Source organism: Candidatus Anstonellales archaeon, assembly GCA_038869735.1.
In the GTDB taxonomy this organism is placed as follows: Archaea; Micrarchaeota; Micrarchaeia; order Anstonellales; family CG1-02-47-40; genus JAWCQO01.
On the sequence record JAWCQO010000003.1, the window covers coordinates 41,338 to 58,436 of the forward strand.

The 17,099-nt window shown below is 38.2% G+C and carries 12 protein-coding genes; 9 read left to right on the forward strand and 3 right to left on the reverse strand.

All coding sequences use genetic code 11. The features are described from left to right. Positions 1-3: 3 nt before the first annotated feature. The 7 genes from QXF67_01770 to asnB are packed head-to-tail and all read left to right on the forward strand — an operon-like array spanning position 4 to position 11,067. Entirely contained in the window at positions 4-3,093 is a 3,090-nt protein-coding gene (locus QXF67_01770; GenBank protein MEM3060246.1) for a hypothetical protein, read from the forward strand. A 36-nt stretch (positions 3,094-3,129) separates the two neighbouring features. Continuing rightward, the gene (locus tag QXF67_01775; GenBank protein MEM3060247.1) at positions 3,130-4,380 is read left to right on the forward strand and encodes an oligosaccharide flippase family protein; all 1,251 of its coding nucleotides are present in this window, start codon (positions 3,130-3,132) and stop codon (positions 4,378-4,380) included. A 45-nt stretch (positions 4,381-4,425) separates the two neighbouring features. Continuing rightward, complete coding sequence (locus tag QXF67_01780; GenBank protein MEM3060248.1) at positions 4,426-5,421, forward strand: Gfo/Idh/MocA family oxidoreductase; 996 nt, start codon at positions 4,426-4,428, stop codon at positions 5,419-5,421. A gap of 6 nt (positions 5,422-5,427) precedes the next feature. After that, on the forward strand, positions 5,428-7,185 hold the full coding sequence (locus QXF67_01785) for an aminotransferase class I/II-fold pyridoxal phosphate-dependent enzyme (protein ID MEM3060249.1): 1,758 nt from the start codon (positions 5,428-5,430) through the stop codon (positions 7,183-7,185). Continuing rightward, positions 7,182-8,123 carry a glycosyltransferase family 2 protein gene (locus tag QXF67_01790; GenBank protein ID MEM3060250.1) on the forward strand — a complete coding sequence of 314 codons (942 nt, stop codon included), beginning with the start codon at positions 7,182-7,184 and terminating at the stop codon, positions 8,121-8,123. The genes QXF67_01785 and QXF67_01790 overlap by 4 nt, the downstream gene beginning before the upstream one ends. A 5-nt stretch (positions 8,124-8,128) precedes the next feature. Continuing rightward, positions 8,129-9,181, forward strand: coding sequence for a UDP-N-acetylglucosamine 2-epimerase (non-hydrolyzing) (wecB, locus tag QXF67_01795; protein MEM3060251.1), 1,053 nt, complete (start codon positions 8,129-8,131; stop codon positions 9,179-9,181). A 5-nt stretch (positions 9,182-9,186) separates the two neighbouring features. Then, on the forward strand, positions 9,187-11,067 hold the full coding sequence (gene asnB / locus QXF67_01800; protein ID MEM3060252.1) for an asparagine synthase (glutamine-hydrolyzing): 1,881 nt from the start codon (positions 9,187-9,189) through the stop codon (positions 11,065-11,067). Here asnB and galU read toward each other — a convergent pair. Continuing rightward, a complete protein-coding gene (galU, locus tag QXF67_01805; protein ID MEM3060253.1) occupies positions 11,059-11,937 on the reverse strand; it encodes a UTP--glucose-1-phosphate uridylyltransferase GalU in 879 nt (292 codons plus the stop codon). The two genes, asnB and galU, sit on opposite strands and share 9 nt — an antisense overlap. A 79-nt stretch (positions 11,938-12,016) precedes the next feature. On the opposite strand from galU, the gene QXF67_01810 reads away from it, so the two are divergent. After that, on the forward strand, positions 12,017-13,276 hold the full coding sequence (locus QXF67_01810) for a UDP-glucose/GDP-mannose dehydrogenase family protein (protein ID MEM3060254.1): 1,260 nt from the start codon (positions 12,017-12,019) through the stop codon (positions 13,274-13,276). Here the strand turns inward: QXF67_01810 and QXF67_01815 are convergent. Then, positions 13,255-14,757, reverse strand: a complete 1,503-nt coding sequence (locus QXF67_01815) for a glycosyltransferase family 39 protein (GenBank protein ID MEM3060255.1) — start codon at positions 14,755-14,757, stop codon at positions 13,255-13,257. The two genes, QXF67_01810 and QXF67_01815, sit on opposite strands and share 22 nt — an antisense overlap. Before the next feature lie 82 nt (positions 14,758-14,839). Between QXF67_01815 and QXF67_01820 the strand changes: the two genes are divergently transcribed. Continuing rightward, entirely contained in the window at positions 14,840-15,589 is a 750-nt protein-coding gene (locus QXF67_01820; protein MEM3060256.1) for a glycosyltransferase family 2 protein, read from the forward strand. Here QXF67_01820 and QXF67_01825 read toward each other — a convergent pair. Continuing rightward, the gene (locus QXF67_01825; GenBank protein ID MEM3060257.1) at positions 15,576-17,045 is read right to left on the reverse strand and encodes a glycosyltransferase family 39 protein; all 1,470 of its coding nucleotides are present in this window, start codon (positions 17,043-17,045) and stop codon (positions 15,576-15,578) included. The genes QXF67_01820 and QXF67_01825 overlap by 14 nt on opposite strands. Between the last annotated feature and the right edge of the window lie 54 nt (positions 17,046-17,099).

Consider the following 17,099-nt stretch of genomic DNA (forward strand, 5'->3'; position numbering starts at 1 on the left):
CTCATGTTTCAGTTTGACGCAATAAAATTGCTAGCTATAATACTATTGACATCATTTTTTCCAGCTCTCCCTCTTACATTTGCCATCCTTAGAAAAACACACTTCCATATAATTGAAAAGTTGCTCTTTGCCTTTACAATAGGTTTCTGTCTTATACCGCTCCTTTCTTTTTTTGAATTCTTCTTTTTTGGAATCAGTTTCTCAATTTGGCTGATTTACACAAACATCCTACTCACATTCCTAGTTGGGCTGTTAGCATGTTGGAAAATAGGTATTTTTTCAGATATAAAAATCAATCCCTCTCTTATTAAAACATCAAATGAATTCCGTATTCAGAATGTAGCACCACATTTATTTCCGCATCTTGCTCCAGCTTCAATACTCGTTCTTTCATTTATTGCCTTTTGGATACGGTTACAATCATACACTCCAATATACCAGGAACTTGATCCCTATTTTTATATGTATGGCGCACGACAAATTATAACTGATGGAGCAGCTCCCCTTTTTGACGATACTGCCTGGTATCCTTTTGGAAAGCCAAACCACCGTACGGCCCCTCTTACAAGCTATCTCGAGGCTCAGTGGTATTTGCTTTACACAAATTCGTCGGAATATTATAACTACCTTCTATCCGTAGTCTCATCCTTTTATCCACCCATTGTTGCCGGCTTGTTAGTATTTTTTGTCTATCTACTCATATCTCAAGAATATGGAAGGAGGTATGGCCTTGTTGCTGGCGCTTTATCCGCCTTTTTGCCGGCTACTATAATAAAAATGGCTGCAGGTGTAAATGAGATACAACCTTTCAATTTCTTTGCAATCTTTTTCCTATTCTCATCTTATTCCCTTGCAATAAAATACAAAGAAAATTGGGTTTACTACCTCCTTACCGCCTTTGCTGTTGTAGTTCTTCTTTTCGGATCAAATGCAAACCAAATAATGGTTTTGGTAATCCCCTCCTTCACTATTATCTATTCGCTGTTTCTCATTTACAAAAAAGAGAATATATACTACTTTATGATTCTTTCACTCCTTTATTCGTTTATTGCCCTTGTGTCGACATTAATGTTTGACTTATATCAACTTGGTAAGATATCTGATATCCCTTACCAATACCTCTTTTCTCTTGCAATTTCTGTTTTATTTTGTGCAATCCCCTACTATCTCCAAAACTATGTGAAGGACAAGGAGTTTCGTATATATGTGGTTGGAGGTATTGTGTTAGTCGCCCTTGTTGGTGTTGCTTTTACTCCACTCTTCTCAAAATTCCTAGAGGCTGGAAGAGGAGCGGTCTCAACAATATCATTTGAACAGCCACTAACTCGTACAATACAGGAACAAGGTATTGCTGGCGGTTCATTTGAAGGTGAGGCAGGACTTCTAGCAGCCAACCCTAGAAGCGTTAAGATCCCCTACCTCTCCTTTCTTGATAATTTTGTTCAGACACTAGTACTCTTATTTGCTGTTCCGTCGACACAAGCTATCAACACGCTCCTTTCAATTTTGGATTTTGCAGTTGGAGTTGTCTTTGGTTTGCAAACTAAGACCATTCAAAAAGATGTTAGCCTTGGAATGTTCTTTCTTTTTGGTTCTTTCCTTGCAATTCTGTTTGCATTTGTTAGATCAGTTCAGAGGGGATACAATACACATCGATCAGATTTGTTTGCTCTCTACGCCCTTATAATCTTTCCAATATCCTATGTAGGACTAAATAGGACAAAATATACTATCTTCTTTGCATTGATGCTAGTCCTTGCTGCAACTATTTTAATTGCTGAATTTGAAATATTTCTGGGCTATTTAGTAAACCATTTTGCTAAACTAAGGAGTTGGCCAGAGGAGAAAAGAAGCAAGGCTCTTAAAACTATTCTCTTTGGCATGTTTTGTTTTGCGTTTTTATTTGCACTCTACAGTGCTTTTTCACCAACCCCCCTTGCCTCTTCTATATTGCTAGAATCATCAAAGGTCCGATATCAAGACAACCCAATTGCGATTTCATCCAAGTTCCAAGAGATATGTGGTCGGTTAAAACTGGTTGGTCAGTACGATGAAGAAATATGTAAGGCTGGAGCTTTGGATGAAGCATTTCTCTCTGATATAAACAACCAGTTTTCTTCACGCCTATGCTTCCTTTCTTTAGTTTCTGACATTTTTAGGGGGCCAACAGAATCAGAAAGATATGCCGCTTCGTTTCGTTGTACTCGCATTTCTCCTTACTGGATAGAAGTTATGGACTGGATTGAGCATAACGTTTCCGATAGCGATAGAATTACTTCATGGTGGGATTACGGGCACTGGACAAACTTTTTTGGTAACAAAAAAACCGTCCTTAGAAACGAACACACCTCGCCAAAAATGATTGGAATGATAGCAAGCGCATTCATTGCAGAGTCGCCGGAGGATCTAGCTAAAAAGATGCAATTCTTTGATTCGCGATACTTGATGTTAGACCAGGAGATAATAAGTGGAGGGGGCTACTCCTTCGGAGGAAAGTTTGGAGCTCTAAATTATCTTTCGTGCGCAAACCTCAATCAGACCGACGTCTCCCGTTATCCTGGAGAGTCAGACTGTGAATTTGAACATACTTGGGAGTCAGTATACGTCCCTCGAAACCCCTCTTGGCAAGAAAAATGCACCATATCCTTCTCCCAGAACATTAGAGGCACAACTGCGTATGTGCCAATTCGCCAGAAAACATCAACCGGTACTCAGACGATACTTGCTCCCAGGTATTGCATAGGACAAGCTAAGATGGCTGACGGGTCCATCAATCCACTTGCGACATATAAACTTGACACAAAAACCCAAAGTGGAGACCTCGTCCTAAACAAGGCCCTACTTTTTCAACCAGTGGAACAAACTGAAAACTTTTACATTTTTCATTCCTTTTATACAAAGGACAATATCTGGCCTGGCCAAAACGGAACAGCTGCGAGTGGGTGGGAAGACAGAAAAGGAAAATTCTATGACTCAGTCCTTTATCAAGGCTTCTACTTAAAAGAACTACCGGGTTTCGAATTAGTCTATGAGACAAAGGAGGGGGAAGTGAAAATTTACAGATTGATAAACTTTACAAGCCCATTTAAGTGAGTTTATACCTCAAACATATCCGCGCAGGTAGTCGAGGTGAAATTACTACAATATAAAAAACTAAAATTCTTTTTTGATAGTGGGATTACATTTGCTGGGGTAGTAATCCTAACTTTCTTTGCTTATCTATATCATTTTCTTATGGTTAGATTCTTATCTCCAAGAGATTACGGCGAACTCTCAGTTTTAATCGGAACATTCGCTATAATTACATTTCCAGCAACAAGCATACAATCTCTCCTTTCCACTGAAGTCTCCCGTCTTCATTTAAAAAGAGAAGAAGAAAAAATGACGTATTTTATTTTTAAGCATCTTGGACTTTTTGCGTTTATATGTTCAATACCTTTTTTTCTTTCTCTCATTTTTATTTTTCTATTTAAGGATGCAGCAGTTCCTTATGTTCTAATGCTCCTTGGCACTATTATTATCTATCTCATAGCAATTCCCAGTGCTTACTTTCAAGGAACAGAAAACATAGTCATAGCCTCATTTATTCAAGGCTTTATAGCTTTTATAAGATTCATAGTATCTGGAATAATGGTAATTCTCGGGTTAGGCTTATTCGGAGCGATTCTTGCCTTTCCGCTGTCCTCATTATTTGTCCTCTCACTTCTGCTTATACCATTCATTGGCAAAAAAAGAATCGAGAAGTATAGCATAAACTTTAATTATCGCATAGGTTATGTATTTGTAACGGGCATGCTTTTTACTATCTTTATGTATCTTGATTTGTTTGCTACAAAACTTTTTATTGGTGCCGAAGCGGCAGGAATATACAACGCAGCTGCGATAACTGCAAGAATATTATACTTTCTTTCTAGCGGGCTTGTACTAGTTTTCATGCCAACAAGCTCAAAATTATCAAAAAAGGAACCCCCCGGAAAAAGACATCTCATCCTACTTGGAAAGTCTGCTTTCATGTTGTTGTTGCCACTCCTATTCTTTCTTGCCGTTCCTTCTCAGATACTTTCTTTTTTCTACACACCGCAGTTTTCATCTCCTCTTGTCTTTTCCATCCTTTCTATAGGCGCCTTTTTCTTTTCACTATTCTTTCTTTCTATAAACATATTCTGGTCATATGGAGATGAAAAAACGCCCTTCCTTCTATCCCTCCTCGGAGTATTCTTACACTTTCTTATCCTATGTTTTTTGGGGTTTTATTATCCTTCTATTGAGAACTTTTCGCTTGCAACGTTGTTGTCCAGCATAACACTATTCTCTCTTTCTTTTCTCTTTCTCTTTGGATATCCAAAAAGCCTTTTGGGTTATCACACATCAGAATTTTAATTTTATCTAGCAAATTCTTTTCATTTGAAATAAGGCGATTTTTCTATGGAAGTCCTTGTGGTTGGAGCCGGAGAGTGGGGGAGAAATCATATAAGAAACTACCTCAAACTTCCGTCGATTAATGTCACTGTGTGCGAACCAAATTCCCGCAATGCAGAAATTGCAAAGAAAATGTTTGGAGTTGAGATAATTTCAGATTACACTAAAACCTCGCCTGACGCAGTTTCTATCTGCACTCCAGCTTCCACACATTCACAGATAGCTGCTTACTTTCTTTTAAAAGGCATCCCTACTCTAGTTGAAAAGCCGCTTTCTCTGAAATGGATCGAGGCTCAGAAGCTTGTTGATATTGCAAAAAAACAACACGCTGTTCTGATGGTCGGTCACACTTTTCGTTTTGATGGGGGAATAACTTGGTTAGCAAAGAAGGTCAAAGAGAATTATTTCGGGAAAGTCGCCTTTGTTTCTCTCTCAAGAATGGGTTTCAAAAACCCTCGCGAAGATTGCGGTGTGATATTTAATTATGCAGTCCATGATTTTGATATAATGTGTAATCTATTCTCATCCAGGTTTCCAGATGAGGTTTCAACCATTATGACCCATCCGCTCGGAAGGCAAAACTTTGAAGATTTTGCAATAGTTTCTGCCGTTTTTGGAGAATCTTTTGCTTATTCACAAGTTAGCTGGCTGACTCCTATTAAGATGCGGGAAATTATTGTAGTGGGTGAGAAAAGAAGCGCAGTTCTGGATCCCTTAAAATTTGAAGTTGAGGTTTTCGAACAAGGAATCTACCCCGAATACGACAGCTTCGGAAAATATAGATTAATAAAACATGAAGGAAAAAAATTAACTTTTAAAGTAGATGCAAAAGAACCTCTAAGGTTAGAGCTTGAACATTTTCTTGAGTGTGCTAAAACAAACTCTGAGCCAATAACAAACGGTCAACTTGGAGCGGATATAGTGAAAATATGTGAAGCTGCGATTGAAGCCGGAAAGAGAAAAAAATCAATCTTCTTTGATAAAAATGGAGATTGGAGATGAAATAAAATGATTTCAAAAGAAAAGCTTCCAAAAAACGTGAAAGTTGGAAGCGAAGGGTTTATAGATAATAATGTAGTTCTGGGAGTCATGCCTGCAAATACAAAAGATACACTAACTCTTGAGATAGGTAAAAACTGCTACATACGCTCAGGCACAGTTATATATGCTGGCACAAAAATCGGCGACAACTTTCAGACAGGCCACGGTGCAACGATTCGTGAACGTTGTCTTATTGGGAATAACGTAAGTATAGGGACAAACGCCGTCGTTGAACGGGATACTATCATAAAAGATAATGTGAGGATACATTCAGGCGCGTTCATACCCGAGTATGCTTTTTTAGATGAGGGTGCTTGGATAGGTCCTAACGTCGTACTTACAAATGCTCCATATCCTACTTCACCTTATGCAAAAAGCCACATGATGGGACCAAAAATTGGGAAATATGCAAAAGTTGGTGCAAACTCTACAATCCTTCCGTACGTTTTTGTAGGTGAGAATTCAATAGTTGGAGCCGGTTCAGTGGTAGTCTCAGACGTACCTCGAAATTCGGTCGTAGTTGGAAACCCTGCCCGAAAAATAAAAACAGTTCACGATTTAAAAATACCAGGAGGTCTTCATGCTTATCCTGAACTACTATCAGCCAATATCTCCTCACCTCCAAAGTTACAGATACCTCGTTCGTATCCATTTATAGATGGAGAAGAGCGCAGAGCAGTTCTTGAAGTACTTGCAAGTCGTCAGTTTGTAAAAGGCCAGAAAGTAAGACTTTTGGAAGAGGAGTTTGCAAAGTACTGCGGAGTAAAGTATGCTATCGGAGTGAACTCCGGTACTTCTGCTCTTCTTATCTCACTAATGGCAATAGGCATAAAGGGAAAAGAAGTTATTACCCCTTCCAATTCCTTTCTTGCGTCTGCAAATGCAATTGAACTTGCAGGGGGAAAAGCAGTATTTGTCGAGCCTGATCCAAAGACATTCACTATTGACGTAGAAAAAATAAGAGAAAAAATAACAGATAAAACAGCAGCGATAATGCCTGTCCACCTCTATGGCCAACCCGCGGACATGGACAAAATAAACTCGCTTGCCAAAGAATATTCATTAACGGTGATTGAGGATGCATGTCAGGCTCATGGCGCACTCTATAAGAGAAAGAAGACCGGGAGTTTGGGCGAGGTCGGCTGTTTCTCATTCTATCCAACAAAAAATATGATGTGTGCAGGTGATGGAGGGATAATAACTACTAACAATGAGGATATTGCAAAGTGTGCAATCATGCTTCGTGATGCAGGAAGGGAAGGCAATAATCCAGACAATTGTAGTATTTTTGGATTTAACATGCGCCTTGGAGAGATACAGGCAGTCGTTGCCTTAGCCCAGCTAAAAAGGCTTGATTCATGGAATGAGAAGAGAAGAACCTTTGCAAAGATTTATACGGAAGAGCTCTCCTCATTAGTTGATACGCCTTATGAGGCCGATTATGCATATCACATCTATCACCTCTACACCATTAAGACAAAGAAAAGGGACAAATTGAAGAACTTCTTAAAAGAACGCGGTATAGAAACAAGTGTAAGCTACAGTATCCCTCTCCCCTTAACGGATGCATACGCAAAAAAATACGGATATAGAAAAGGAGATTTTCAGGTCACTGAGAAGCTGTGCAGTGAGATTTTGTCTCTTCCAATGTTCCCTCAGCTTTCAGAAGAAGAGGTTAGACTTGTCTGTTCGTCAATCAAAGACTTTTTTAGGGATGAGGTATGAAGAAAAAAGAAATTTCAATAATAATTCCTGCATGCAATGAAGAGTCAAATCTTCCTGTCTTGGTTGAACGCATCGATGAGACATTTAAGAAAAACAACATAAAAGGAGAAGTTATAATAGTCGATGATGGAAGCACCGACAACACATGGCGCACTCTAGAAGCTCTCAAAAAGCGCTATTCGTATCTCTATCCACTTAAGCACCCCCACAAGTTAGGTATAACCGCTGCTCTAAATACTGCAACTTCTGCTTCAAAAAACGATATTTTAATTTTCTTACCCGCAGATCTACAATCAGATCCACGGGAGGATGTACCCAAACTTCTTTCAAAAATGAATGAGGGTAATTATGACATAGTTGTTGGAAGACGAGACGCCTGGAATCGCCCTCTTACAAAGATTATAGAATCAAAAATCTACAGCTTAATCCTTCGCTTCTTATTTCGTGTCCCCATCAATGACTTTAATTGGGTTCGCGTCTTTAAGCGAGAAACAGCCAAACACCTTCACCTAAGAAAAGACTGGCACAGGTATTTTGTTGTGATTGCTTCAAAAATGGGTTTTAAAGTGGGTGAAGTAGGCGTGAACGAATATCCGCGAATCTCTGGAAAATCAAAATTTAATTTTTTGAGAGTTATCACCGGCTTCTTAGATCTTCTTGTAATATGGTTCTACTTACACTTTACCAAGAAACCAATGTTATTTTTCGGAACAATAGGCATTCTCAGTTTTGCAATAGGTTCTGTTCTTGGCCTTCTACTAATCTATCTCTATCTAATTGGAAGCCAAGAAGTTACAACGCGACCTATCCTATTCCTACTAACAATACTCATACTTGGCGGTATCCAGTCCTTCATTTTTGGTTTTCTTGCAGAATTGCATGCAACTACCCAAGACGAGATACACTCACTCTTTGAGCAACTTCGAAAAAAGGGCTGATTTTCTTGAAGGTTGCAACTTTTATAGGCACCAGACCAAACATAAGCAAAGAATTTGCAATGCATCGAGCATTTTCAAAATTAGGAATAGAGGAAGTTTTAGTCCACACAGGTCAGCATTACGATTACGAAATGTCGGGCATCTTTTTTAAGGAGTTTGAGCTTCCAACGCCTTCATATCACTTAGGGGTTCGAAAGGGTAGCGAATGCGAACAGATGTCAAAAATAATAAAAACATCAGAAAAGGTTTTAACCAAAGAAAAACCCGACATGGCGGTAGTTTATGGAGATGTAACCTCAACATCAGCGCCGGCAATATCTGCCGTAAAGTGCAGGATACCAGTAGCTCACATAGAAGCAGGCATCAGAGACAGAAACTTATATAATTCTGAAGAATCAAATCGACGCATTGCAGACACGCTATCCGACCTTCTTTTTCCTCCTACAAAGGAAGCATATCAAAACCTTGTAAATGAAGGCTTTTCAGAAGAGCGAATTAAAAATTGCGGTGACGTTATGCTCGACTGCATGAATCTCATTCTAAAAAAAATGAATATTAAACCAAAAAGAGGAGATTATATCCTCTCAACTATCCATAGACAAGAAAATGCAGACAATATGCAACGCCTTTCTGAAATTTTTGAAGCTTTCTCTGAATGCGGACAAAAAGTAATAATACCACTTCATCCAAGAACACGAAAAAATCTAAAGCGCTTTGGGCTTTTGAATCATATCCAAAACTCTGAAAATATAGAAGTACTCCCTCCTCTTGGTTATTTTGAATTTGTTTCACTTCTCGCAGGGGCAGATAAAGTTGTAACTGATTCGGGGGGTGTAAGAAGAGAAGCTTATTTTCTCCACAAACCAGTCATTGTGCCTATCAACATAGTCTGGTTTCCTGAGCTAGTAGAAGCTGGCTGGATGAAAGTAGCAATTACTAAAAAAGAAATTTTAGATGCACTAACTTCGTTTGAGCTCCCATCTGCTCACCCAGAACTTTTTGGTGATGGTCACGCTGCCGAAAAAATTGCAAATGAAATTTTAAATTTCGAAGGTTGATATCAATGTGCGGAATAGCTGGTTTTTATCTTCCAAAAAATCTAAGAGCTCAACCTTCCATACTCAAAAAGATGGCAGATGCCCTTGTCCATCGTGGGCCTGATGCCGAAGGCTTCTTTCTAGAAGGTCCAGTAGGACTTGCAAGCAGACGTCTATCCATTATAGATATAAAAGGCGGAAATCAGCCAATTTATTCCGCTGATAAGAACTATGTTATTATTTATAACGGCGAGGTGTATAACTTTCGTGAAATACGCAAAGAACTCGAGAGGGATGGAGTAGCTTTTGCTACTAACTCGGATACAGAAGTGATTCTTCAGTCTCACGCATTTTGGGGGGATGACGCCGTAAAAAAATTTAATGGAATGTTTGCTTATGCCCTTTACGAACGCATGTCTTCAAGACTCCTTCTTGCTCGAGATAGACTCGGTATAAAACCTCTCCATTATTCTCACCAAGAAAACGGCATTTTCTTTGCTTCTGAAATAAAATCACTTCTTGCAAGTGGCGCAGTGGAACCTAAACCCAACTATCAAGCTATTCTTGAATATCTCGCTTTTCAAAACATTTTTTCAGACAAGACCTTTTTTGATGGAGTAAAAAATCTCCCTCCAGGCCATATAGCTATCATTGAACACGGAAAGATTCAACTAAAGAAATATTTTGAACCCTCGTTTTTTTATGCAAACAGGACCGTTGAAGAGGACGCATCCCTTTTTTTAAAGACTGCAAGAGAAGCTGTAAAACGCCATATGATTGCAGATGTCCCCGTAGGTTGCTACCTATCAGGTGGATTTGATTCTACAACTGTAACTGCACTTGCATGCGAAGTTGGAAAAAGCAGAATAAACTCGTTTACAGGCTATTTTGGAGATAAGCGATACGATGAAATTGACTGTGCTGAGGCAGTTGCAAAAAAATCAGGAGCAAAAATGCACAAAATAAAAATCACTCCGAAAGATTTTGTGGAGGATATCGAGAAAATCGTTTATTATATGGATGAACCAATTGCAGCAATGACTGCATTTTCCCACTATGAAGTAGCAAAAGCAGTGTCAAAACACGTAAAAGTTATTCTAACTGGACATGGAGGAGATGAGTTTTTTGCTGGCTATCCAATTTACAAATTATGTCTATACAACACTCTTGTAAAAAAATCCCCACTTTCGCTAATTACGGCGCTAGTAGAGGGCTTTGATTTAAGAGAAATACCAAGACTTTTTTATTTTCTTTTTTTTCCTCTTCTCTCTCCTGAGGCCTCAACAGGTCTATTCGTTCTTTTTGATGAAAACGAGCGGCGTCTCCTCTTAACAAATGACTTTTATGAAAAAACTAAGAATTTTTCCCCAAAAAAAGAGCTTGAAAAAGAGGTTGGAAAAGCAGACTTATACGACCCCGAATATCTAACCAGACTTTATATAAAATGTTATTTACCTTCCCTGTTTTTCGTTGAAGACAGAGTAGGAATGGCTCACTCTATAGAATCTAGAACCCCTCTCTGTGACAATGAATTAGTGGCCCTCTCCTGTAGTATTCCAATTGAAAGAAAACTTCACAAAAACCGGCTCAAATACATAGTAAAAGAGGCAATGAAAGGAATTCTACCGGAAATTCTTTACAGGCAATCTAAAAAGGGATTCCCAACTCCACTTGCTGATTGGTTCAGGCGCAGTCCTATCAAGGATTATGTCTATTCAATCTTTACAAGCGATAAATTTAAGTCACGAGGTATCTTTAACCCAGATTATTGTCTACATCTTCTCAATTCTCACTGCAAATCAAAACCACTTTTTCTGGATTCAGAACTTGTAACTGCCAATAAGCTTTGGTCAATTCTTATGGTGGAGTTGTGGTTTAGAACCTTTATAGATAAACCTTCAACCTAACTCCTCACTAATACTTCTGATAGTTGCTATCACTTTTTCCCTTAGTTCAGGTCTTTTTAGTGCAAGTCGAAGGGTTGCATTAATATAATCCGCTTTATCCCCCAAATCATATCTTTTTCCAGAAAACTCATAAGCATAAATCTCTTTTTTATCTGAAATCATCATGCTTAATGCATCAGCCAGCTGAATCTCACCATCTAATCCCGGTTTAGTTCTTTTTAGATAATCAAAGATATCAGGTGTAAATATGTACCTCCCGATTACTGCTAAATTTGAAGGAGCTTCGTTGTGCTTCGGTTTTTCAATAAGATTTTTTATACGCTTCACCCTCCCTTCTCCTTCTACAGTCACTATTCCGTACTTTGAAACGTCTGAAAAGGGCACAGCCGTTACTGCAATTATGGGCTTATTCATCCTTTCAAACTCCTTTGCTAATTGGAGTATGCAGGGCATTTCTGAGTCAACTACTATATCATCTCCAAGGAGTACAGCAAATGGTTCATTCCCGACGAATTTTTTGGCGCAACTTATTGCATGACCAAGTCCTCTTGGAAAACTTTGCTTCGCATACCTTATATCCGCAATTTTATTTAAGCCGTTAAGATCATTAATTACTTCGGCTTTTCCTCTCTTTTCAAGTAACCTTATAACCCTTTTATTAGCAGTCCTAAAATGTTCCCTTATAGCCCGTTTCCCTTCACCAGTTATTATGAGTACTTTTCTTATCCCCGAACATGCAGCTTCCTCTACTACATACTGAATAGCCGGTTTGTCTATTACTGGAAGCATTTCTTTTGGCATTGCCTTTGTTGCTGGGAGAAATCGCGTTCCAAGACCCGCGGCAGGAATGACTGCTTTCTTAATCCTCACAACTATCACCCAACTTTAAAAAACTTATAATCAGCTATTATCAACTTTCCTTAAAAATAATACCTAATATAATAATCACATGAAAATTGCAATATTCGGGGCGGGATATGTTGGCCTAGTAACAGGTGCATGTCTTGCAGATATGGGCAATAAAGTTCAATTTATAGACGTATCTAAAGAAAAAGTAGCCCAGATAAATTCATACTGCTCTCCTGTCTATGAACCAAAACTTCCAGAACTTCTCAAAAAGAATAAAGCAAGGATATCCGCAACTACAGATCCACAAAAAGCGTTATCTGACTCGGAGATTATTTTTATTTGCGTTGGAACTCCATCCTTATCAAATGGGACAACTGATATGAGCTATCTTATCTCCGTTTGCAGAGAGGTCGGAAAGGCAATATCAAATATCAATCACGTACCATTAATAATTCTTAAAAGCACTACCCCCCCACAGCAAATAGATTTTCTTATATCCATCATTGAAAAAGAAAGTGGAAAAAGCGAGGGAGAAGGCTTCTATTTCTGCACAAATCCAGAATTCCTTCGCGAAGGAAGTGCAGTGACGGACTTTATGAATCCTGACAGAATAGTTGTTGGATGTAAAAAAACAAAACCGAAAACTATTTTTAGTTCTCTCTACAAGTCCATCAAGGCACCCCTCCTCTTTTTTGACCCAAAAACTGCAATGATGATAAAATACGCTTCAAACGCCTTTCTTGCAACTAAAATTTCTTTTGCAAACGAAATTGGAAACATCTGCAAGAAACTTGGAATAGATTCTTACGAAGTTGCAGAAGGCATGGGCTATGATAAACGCATAGGACGCCAATTCTTAAATTCAGGATGTGGATTTGGAGGAAGCTGCTTCTCAAAAGATATCCTTTCACTTATTTCGCAAGCTAAACAGTTAAATATAAATCCGAGAATCCTTATTTCAACGCTCGAAGTCAATCGCTATCAGCCAGCCGTCTTAATATCAATTCTGCAAGAGCGTATAGGTTCACTAAAGGGAAAAAGAATAGGGCTTCTCGGGCTATCATTTAAACCAAACACGGATGACATCAGAGAAAGTCCGGCTATAGCTGTCTCAAAAATGCTCCTGTCATCAGGTGCGAACGTTATTGCTTATGACCCAGCTGCGAGTGAGAACTTCAAAAAAGCAGTGCCGGAGGTCAAATGCTCCAAATCAAAGGAGGAAGTTATCCAAAACTCAGACGCTATCCTTATATTGTCTGATTGGAAGGAATTCGAAGACATAGACACTGACAAATATGTGCTTGAGGGAAAACGCATATTAAAGAAAAAAAAGAATAATTACGAAGGCATTTGCTGGTAGCTATTCAATTGATTATGCGCCTTAAGCAAAATCAGAACTGCCCCGCTAAACACAAAAAATCCGCTCAAGAGCGTATTGAGTGTTTTTATCAAATAGCTGTGTATTGTCTCAACACCAAAACTTGCATCAGGAACAAGAATGGAAATCAGAGGTTTTAGTACGTATAAGGGACTTGCGTCATTTACTGCAAAAAGAGAACAACCCAAAACAAATATGGATATCCCAGACGCAAAACCAGTTTTTCTAAAAACGCTATAAGTCCCAACAACAGCTAAGACTACAAACATGGCAAATAAACTTCCCTCAATGAGATTTTGCGGAGCCCGCTCCCTATAAAACAACGAAAAAATAATTATTGCCATCATTATGATGCCAAAATACGCAATTTCTGACCTTCTATACTCAAATTCCTCCAAATCTTTTTTTAACGAAGCAATTAGAATAGTCAACGCCGGTATAGCGTATAAAAATAATAAGTCAGTCAAAACTTTCGATGAGAGAAGAGAAAAAAATATCAAGAAAACTATGTTTCTAAAAAGTTCAATCTCCGGATTCTTCATCTTAAATAGATAGGCATAAATTACAAAAGCCAAAAAAGACAAATAAAATAGAGGTTTAGATAAAAAAACAAAAAAATCGTTTACAGGAGTCTTATTAGTAGTTTTTAGTGGGTTTTTTTCAAAGGGGATAAATTCTCCGTTTTCTAAATAAAATAAGACGTTCTCCATCCCCCCCGCAACAATCCTTCCGAGGTTTATTGGAGCAATCCCTCCAGCACCAAAATACTCAAAATTTACTGTTAACGTGTAAGGTACAAGTGCACGTTCGCCAGATTCAAGATAAAATGGAACTAATATTATCAAAAATGTTAGAGCCGAAATAATTCCAAACTTTACTGCATCCGAAATCCCCCTCTTCCTATAAACATAATACATAATAAGCGGAGCCATAGCTATTGGAACAGGTTTAAAGCCAGAAGCCAGTCCTACAAGGACCCCACTGAGAGCAATTCTATGTTCAATAGCCATAAAAATCCCGCATAATAGAAAAAACATAAATATATGGTCGTCATTTCCCAATGCTCCTGAGGAAATGAGAACAAGATAAAATGATGCGTAAAAGAAAGAAGCGTACTCAGCCTTTAGCCTTCCAATAATATTTTTTGCGATGAAATAAATCACCACTATTGCAGCCAAATCAAACACTATTGGCATAATCTTTAGAGACAAAAAGTCACTTCCAGCAATTTTGCTCCAACCCCAGTAAAACACAAGAGTTGCAGGACCATAAACTACGGGAAGCTTATTACTTTGGATTTTGTCATAAGGCTTCCCTTCGTCAAAAAATTTTGCATATTCAACGTAGTACCCCATATCGTGAGGTATAGTTGGTTCTTCAATGAAAAGAAAAGCAGCTAACAATCTTACAATTAGGGAAATCACAAGAAGCGGTGCCAAAAACAAAACGTCATTTCTGTCCATCAAAAAGCACCCGTTAGCCTAAATTAAGAAGCTTACGTTTTAAACCATTAAAAACTTAATAGACGGTAAAACTGCGCTAGGGGTGTTTTGTATAAAAAAAACAGTTTCAATAATCCTCCCAACAAAAAACGAATCAGAGACTCTCGAACAGATTTTATTATCTATACTTTTCGAATTCTCAAACTCCAACTATACTCCACAAATAATTATAGCCGATGACAACAGCACAGATGGAACAAAAGAGATTATGGAAAAGTTTGCAACACGATATCCTAACAAGATAATCCCTCTTCACCGTTCTCCACCATACGGATTTGGCTTATCTGTTGCCGAAGCTATCAACAAAGCTTCAGGCTTTGCAACTATCATCATGATGGCCGATTTCTCAGACAGGCCTTCTGATGCAATTAAAATGGCAGAAAAAATAGAGGAAGGATTTGATATAGTATTCTCCACGAGATTCTCAAAAGGGGGCAAAGCACACAAGTATCCTCTCTTAAAATACCTTGCAAATCGATCTTTTAACAATGTACTTCGCATTCTATTCCTTATCCCCTACTCTGATACGTCCAATGCCTTTAAAGCGTATAAAACAGAACTCATAAAATCACTTACCCCCACATCTAAGGGTTTTGAGATTACAATTGAGTTACCACTTCTTGCGATTATGAACGGAGCTAAGGCATGTGAGATTCCGGTTTTTTGGTCAAACAGGGACAGAGGTGTACCCAAATGGAATATTCTGAATGCATTTATCAGATATTCAACAAAACTCACAGAACTTTTTTTTCTGCGATTCGTCTCTTCAAAGACAAAAATTAGTCGATCCTAAAAATATACCATCTGCTATCGCCAAAAACTACTCTATCTTGCTCTTTCAGTAGTTTATTCTCTTCAGCCTTCTGCACCATATATTTAATCCCATATTTTTTTGCAGTTTCCATAACTTTTTGGTTATTTTCATGTGGAGTTATAAAGCAAGTTCTACCCGTATAAAAGGAAATTTCAAGGCAGTCTTTTGACATTATCCTCTCTTCCATCCCAACATTTTTTTCAATCCACGCAACTATACCTGGTTTTTCAGTAGGCCTGCCCAAAAATACCACAAACTGCAATAAGAGACAAATCAATACTATCATAATCAAAATAATCCTCCTTCTTTTATCCTCCTCCAAAATTCTTCTCGTTCCAAGAATAATAATAAGAAATGAGACTCCAAATAGAAAGGAGTAAGTGTAAGCTGCTGGAAAGTGCGCAGCTAGTGTAGCAACTATTAATCCTCCAGCAGAGAGACAGCAAAACAATTTTTCTCCTTCCTCAAGTTTCTTTTTCCACCTTGCCCGAATCCATAGTAAGGCCAGAACCAGTAGTACGATAGTCGTTACTGAAGAAAGAGAATTGTAATTTAAATTAGGATTATTAATAAAGTCAAAATTTAATCTAACCAAACCATCTTCTCCTCTGGAAAGGGGCAGTGGCAACACGCTTCTAACTATATTCTGAACCGTATTGCTTACAGCAGATTTAAAGTCAAACTCAAATAGGTTTGGAGGTTCAAGTTTTTCCATCTGTTCCCATTCTGTTATAAAAGGAACATACACAGACGCAGAGCTTGTAAAATTAAATAAAAATAAAATTATGAGAGCCAACAGAGACGACGAGAAAAAAAGAAGGAATCTTCTAATATTCAGAAAAGCGCCGTCCTTCTCAAGAAGCATCATAATTCCAAAGCCGACAGCAAGTGCAAATCCCATCTGGTGAGTTAGAATTGCAATCCCACAAAAAATTCCAGAAATATCCTTCTTTTTGCAGATCCAGAAGTAAACAGACAAAAGAAAAATTACAGCAAAGAACATTCTACTCTCACCGCCAATAGAAAGCGAAATAAAAATAGGATTAATCGCTGCGAATAATCCAGCCAATATGGCAGTTGGTTCTCCATACATCTTTTTTGATATTAAATACAAAATCCAAACAGCTATAGTCCCCGCAACTACATTAACGATTTGCATTACATAAAATGAGTTTCCAAAAAAATCCATAACCGCGCCGGCAATTACTACAAATAATGGTGGCCTATAAGTTGCAGGAAAAGGTACTCTGACCTCACCCCAATAATTATCAACATAAGGGGAAGAAAACCCTAAACCAGACGCAAAATTTTTAGCTGCCAAAAAATGCCACATCTCGTCTCCTGACAGGGGAAGAGAAAACAAAAAGGAGAACACTAATCTTATAACAAATGCAAATAAGACTACAAAGACAATTTTTTTGTTGATTGCAAGCATTCTCTCCTCTAAACCTATAAATACCTTAACTTTTAAACATCTAACCTTTATAAT

Coding starts and splice junctions, on each gene's coding strand:
- QXF67_01770 (MEM3060246.1), top strand. CDS start 4: ATGTTTCAGTTTGACGCAATAAAATTGCTAGCTATAATACTATTGACA.
- QXF67_01780 (MEM3060248.1), top strand. CDS start 4,426: ATGGAAGTCCTTGTGGTTGGAGCCGGAGAGTGGGGGAGAAATCATATA.
- QXF67_01785 (MEM3060249.1), top strand. CDS start 5,428: ATGATTTCAAAAGAAAAGCTTCCAAAAAACGTGAAAGTTGGAAGCGAA.
- QXF67_01790 (MEM3060250.1), top strand. CDS start 7,182: ATGAAGAAAAAAGAAATTTCAATAATAATTCCTGCATGCAATGAAGAG.
- asnB (MEM3060252.1), top strand. CDS start 9,187: ATGTGCGGAATAGCTGGTTTTTATCTTCCAAAAAATCTAAGAGCTCAA.
- QXF67_01810 (MEM3060254.1), top strand. CDS start 12,017: ATGAAAATTGCAATATTCGGGGCGGGATATGTTGGCCTAGTAACAGGT.
- QXF67_01815 (MEM3060255.1), bottom strand. CDS start 14,757: ATGGACAGAAATGACGTTTTGTTTTTGGCACCGCTTCTTGTGATTTCC.
- QXF67_01825 (MEM3060257.1), bottom strand. CDS start 17,045: ATGCTTGCAATCAACAAAAAAATTGTCTTTGTAGTCTTATTTGCATTT.